Raw genomic sequence first — 4629 nt, 5'->3', positions numbered from 1 at the left:
TCGGCGAGCATCCTGTCGGCCTGACCGAGCTTGCGGACGACCTGCTCCGGGGTGTGACGCTTCCTGCTGTTCGTCATGATCTGACCAGTCTCCCTGCCCGCAGCCGCGGGCGACAGGACGACTCTCAGAACCACCGGACCTACGAAACGGGGTCAGCCCATCGGGGCACTGCCGGCTATGGTTGCCCCCTTTTGAAGATGAGGCTCGGGACGCTACGGTTCACATAGCATCCATAAAGGTTGCAGGGATATGGGGGGGAAACATGAACAAGGCAAGAAAGAGCATTCTTGGCATGGGGGTGGCGGTCTCGCTCGCAGCGGGTGCCCTCTTTGTCGCTCCGAGCACGGCTATGGCCGCGTCTGAGTTCGGTTCGGACACTCCGATCACGTGTCCGACAAATCGCCCGGCTGGATATGTTGAGTCGATCGCGAAGGGCCGAGTGAACCACAGGGCAGGCGTGACCACGCTCGGCTCGTGGAACAACGGGTCCGCCTACGTGAAGCGCACATCGTGGGTCGGTTCGAGGAACATCCCGGGCTGGCGAACCTGGATCACCGGCACCGGCGGTGACATCTCCAACGGCTACGCTGGATGCAGTAGTTGAGTCGACGCAGGAATCTCCTGATCGGCGCGGTGACTCTGTCAGTGCTGTCGGCTGGACTGGCAGGCTGCACAAGCGCAGCACCGCCCGACAACGACGCTGCTGAGGAAGCACCGTCCTTTGAGGCAGAAGCCGCCGCCCTCGCGGAATCGTTGGGCATCGAGTCGCCTCCAGACGTGAAGCAGGTCCGGGCGATCTCACTCGCGGAGTGGGGCCCCACGATGATCCAGTGCCTCAAAGACTCTGGATGGAACGCGACCGCTACCGATGATGGACAAGGCATTGTCTACCCAACTGTCACTGAGCCCGGCAGGACGGAGTCCCTCAACATCGCGATATATACATGCGAGGTTCAGTATCCCGTCGAGCGGAAGTACGTCACGCCGTTGTCAGACGCTCAGCTCGAGAAGCTCTATGTCTATCGATCGACAGACTTGATCGATTGCCTCGAGGCGGAAGGGTATGACATCGAGGCGGACGTCCCCAGCATGTCCGTCTTCATCGAGTCAGAGGGAGCCTGGTCCCCGTATGAGGGAATCACGCTCACCCCGGACGCTGTGGCCGAGATTAATGAGGCTTGTCCTCAAATCCCCGACGACATCTGGAACTGACTGCGGCGGTCGGTGGTCGCGAAATCTGCTAGTTCGTTTGGCCGAACGAACATAACCGCAGGCACGTCAAGGTACCCGCAGCTCGCGTATGGGTTCTCGGCGGCTGGCGGTGACCGCAGGGACAAGCGCTGCGGCAGTTGCGGCTACGAACGCGAGAAGGCCCAGCGCCACCGTGAACTTTGCCCCCGGAAGCGGATCGCCCAGAGCGAGGGATGCACCAGTCGCAACGAGGATGCCAAAGGCGATGCCAACGGCGGCAAGGATTCCGGTCTGAGCAACAAGAAGCGCGACTATGTAGCTACGGGTAGCTCCGAGGGCACGACGTCGCCCAAAATCTTTGCGGCGCATGATGACGAGGCCGTAAAGAATGGCGGCAACAAGCACGGTCGTGATCCCAAGCAGCCCAAGCACCAGCGTGCGCGACGAACTACCGAGCTGAGACTGGATCAGCGCGCGCAGCTGAGCGAGCGTCTCGCTCGTCTGCACGGTGATCATCGTGGGGTCCTCTACTGCAAGGACGGACACGACGGCGTCGGCGAGAGGTGCGACTAGCTCAGGGCTCTCGGCGATTACGACGACGATATTCACTACTGCGGGGCGATCATCGGTGGTGGGGATCAGAGCGAGCGGCTCGAACTTCTCGAGGTAATCCGGAACATTGATGCGGCCACCGATGGTGGCCGTGACGCCGTTTGTAAGCGTCACAGACCCGCCGACATCGGCCAGCCCTAACTGATCGAGGGCGGTCTGGGAGGCATACGCGGTGGATTCGCCGTACAACGGGTTCGCGACGCCCAGCTGATCGAGATCATCGGAATAGATATACCGAACGGGGACGCGGGTGCCGTCCGGAATCAGTGTGTTGGTCGCGTCGACGGCAGAGGAGAACGCGGCCGCCCACTCAATGCCTTCAATGTTCGCCATCCGAGCAAGTACTGCGCTCGTCACGCCAGCGGCATCGTCTGCCCTTATCTCGATCACGCGAGTCCCCGCATCATCGATCGAGGAAAGGACGTCCTGTTCGGCAGCAACCGTGCGTCCGGTCGTCATCATGACAGAGAGGATCATCCCAGCGACCACCAGGATTGCGAGCATCGACGCGACTGGTTGCGAACGGGCAGACGCCGCAGCCTCGACCAACAGCGATCTCACAAAAAGATCTCCTCATCACATGCCCCCGCAACCTCAGGAGAGTGGGTAACGATTACCACCGTTCCTCCGTCGGCGGCGTGGGCGCGCATCGCGTCGACTACAACGAGCGTGGTCGACGGGTCGAGGTTCCCCGTGGGTTCGTCAGCGAGAAGGATGGCGGGCGTGCCCAGCAAGGCCCGACATAATGCAATTCGTTGTGCTTGACCGCCCGAGACCTGTCCGGGCTTGCGGTCTGCGGGGACGTCTACACCGAACCGTTCCAGTAGGCGGAGTGCGTCTGGTTCAACGTCGTGACGGTTCTCACCCCGATAAAGGGCGGTCTCGGTAACGTTGTCGAGGACCGTGCGGCTGCTATCGAGTGCTGCATCCTGAAACACAAACCCAAACTGACGCGCACGCAAGTGTGCCCGCACGGCATCTCGCTCTCCGCTAACCACATGCCCATCAACAAGGATCTCGCCCTTGCTAGGGCGCAGCATCAGCCCTAGTAAATACAACAGGGTGGACTTCCCGCGGCCCGAGGGCCCAGTCAGCGCCGTCATCGACCCGGCTGCGAATTGGGCCGACCATCCCTCCAGCACGGGGACGCCTGCTGTGTACCCAAAGGCAACTTCGCGCGCTTCCAACACTGTGGCACTCATGACGTGGCCCCGGCCGGAACGCGCACGCTCACTCCGGCATCCACGCCCTCTACTACCGACATACCGCGTGCCGCCGAGATGACCTTCACCGGTATCCGTTCTCCCGACACGGCGACGACCGCGAGCTGCCCGTCCGCCCCCGACACGATTGCTGAGGACGGCACCACCAGCCCCGAGACGGTTTCCACCGTCACGATCCTTGACGACAGCGGCACCTGCCCGCCAGTAGCTGGTACCTGATCGCACTGGTCCCCGCAGATACTCGCGTCGCCTTCACCTGACAAAGACACAGTGACTGTTCCCGATGCTTCATCCCTGGACTGGTCGCCGGCGAACGCCACCCAGCGGTCTCCTTCGGGCGATGTGATCTCGACGCGTGTTCCTGCCGGAATCATTGATGCCTGCACATCGGTGACAGGAAGCACGAATTTCGGCGACGATGGCAAGCCCGCAAGCACCGCTTCGCCGCCCGCCAGCGATGCTCCGCGGAATACGAGCTCGTTATCGACCACCACCCGTGAGGGCAACTTCGGGACAAAAATCACGTCCCCTGCCGCCACGACTCCCGTCTGCGGTGCTCCGAGACTTTTCTGCCATGCGCGTACCGCGGCCGCGGTCGCTGAGCCCGCAACCCGATTAACCTCGCCGCGGTAGAACCCGAGATCAGAGAGAAGTTGCTTCACTTGCCGCACGTCTTCGCCTGTCACACCCTCGCCAACGTCACGGAATGCCGGGACGGAGCCCTCCGCCGCGACTACGGGCCGCAAATCGACCGAGTACAGCAGATCTCCCTGTGACACTTGTGCTCCTGGCTCCACCGCGACCTGCGTCACCACGCCAGCGGCACGATTCGCTCCCACCAGCGCGGTATCCCACTCAGCAACCGTGCTCAACTGAAGGCTTGCCCCAACCTCACCAGATACCACCTCGACCGACGTAAAGGCGCGCGCTTCCAACGGGTCTGCCGGGGGTCTCGTCACTTCCAGCGAAGCCCAAATGACACCGCAACCAAGCGCGACCCCAGCCCCAAACATCCCGACGCCGACGAGTACCGTCCGTCGATTGAATCTTGTCACCGCACGTACTCTCCCCACGAGCGTTGACGCTCCGTAGTTAACGTCAGCCTCTTAGCCCTCGATGTTCCCGCCACTTCTGCATCGTATTGCCGTCTCTGCCGCACATTCGTGTACGAGCCGGGCGGCGGTGTCGCATATGGATGCTGTCCGGCTACCGGGCTCCGCTCGGTTGACAAGAGTTGCGCGGCCCTCCTTGGAAAGGCTGCAGAGGGTGCCGTTCGAGCGCACGAAAGCGTGCGGGTCGAACTGCGGCCGCGGCCGACCGAGAAGAGGGCGCCCGTTCTGTCCGACCGGCCCGACATAAGGCCGATTATCGGCAACGGTGGAAAGTGGCTTACTACTCTCACATCAGTCCGACAGTGGAGGTGGGTTCTGGACCTCGGCGGTCTGTCCGACAGCATCCATGTGTGGGCCGCCCCCTTCATTCGGTCCGGACGGTCTGTGAGTCGTCGATTTCGATGTGATGGGTGCACTGCCGAGCGTACTCGGCCGGGGGTAGGTAGCCGAGCGATGAGTGCCGGCGGTGATGGTTGTACTCGTCCTTCCAA

At 62.3% G+C, this 4629-nt stretch carries 6 protein-coding genes; 2 read left to right on the top strand and 4 right to left on the bottom strand.

Features of this window, described 5'->3' with window-relative positions; translation table 11 throughout:
- Window positions 1-457 precede the first annotated feature (457 nt).
- Both ACHFGS_RS07865 and ACHFGS_RS07860 read left to right on the top strand, forming a co-directional pair.
- Window positions 458-604, top strand: a complete 147-nt coding sequence (locus ACHFGS_RS07865; protein WP_394279197.1) for a hypothetical protein — start codon at window positions 458-460, stop codon at window positions 602-604.
- A 29-nt stretch (window positions 605-633) separates the two neighbouring features.
- Complete coding sequence (locus ACHFGS_RS07860) at window positions 634-1212, top strand: hypothetical protein (protein ID WP_366214706.1); 579 nt, start codon at window positions 634-636, stop codon at window positions 1210-1212.
- A 66-nt stretch (window positions 1213-1278) separates the two neighbouring features.
- On the opposite strand, the gene ACHFGS_RS07855 is transcribed toward ACHFGS_RS07860, so the two are convergent.
- From ACHFGS_RS07855 to ACHFGS_RS07840, 4 genes are all read right to left on the bottom strand, one after another.
- Window positions 1279-2307: an ABC transporter permease gene (locus tag ACHFGS_RS07855; RefSeq protein WP_394279196.1), complete on the bottom strand. Its 1029-nt coding sequence runs from the start codon at window positions 2305-2307 to the stop codon at window positions 1279-1281.
- 53 nt (window positions 2308-2360) lie between these two features.
- Entirely contained in the window at window positions 2361-3005 is a 645-nt protein-coding gene (locus tag ACHFGS_RS07850) for an ATP-binding cassette domain-containing protein (RefSeq protein ID WP_366214704.1), read from the bottom strand.
- Window positions 3002-4081: a peptidoglycan-binding protein gene (locus tag ACHFGS_RS07845; RefSeq protein ID WP_394279194.1), complete on the bottom strand. Its 1080-nt coding sequence runs from the start codon at window positions 4079-4081 to the stop codon at window positions 3002-3004. Before ACHFGS_RS07845 ends, ACHFGS_RS07850 begins: the two co-directional genes overlap by 4 nt.
- Before the next feature lie 421 nt (window positions 4082-4502).
- Window positions 4503-4629 (bottom strand): integrase core domain-containing protein (locus ACHFGS_RS07840; RefSeq protein WP_394289330.1); only part of this gene is annotated, 127 nt, incomplete at its 5' end.

The organism is Microbacterium sp., assembly GCF_043427715.1.
In the GTDB taxonomy this organism is placed as follows: Bacteria; Actinomycetota; Actinomycetes; order Actinomycetales; family Microbacteriaceae; genus Microbacterium.
The sequence above is the reverse complement of the archived record's forward strand: the minus strand, read 5'-3'. Positions and strand labels throughout refer to the sequence as shown.

Coding starts and splice junctions, on each gene's coding strand:
- ACHFGS_RS07855 (WP_394279196.1), bottom strand. CDS start 2,307: ATGCTCGCAATCCTGGTGGTCGCTGGGATGATCCTCTCTGTCATGATG.
- ACHFGS_RS07850 (WP_366214704.1), bottom strand. CDS start 3,005: ATGAGTGCCACAGTGTTGGAAGCGCGCGAAGTTGCCTTTGGGTACACA.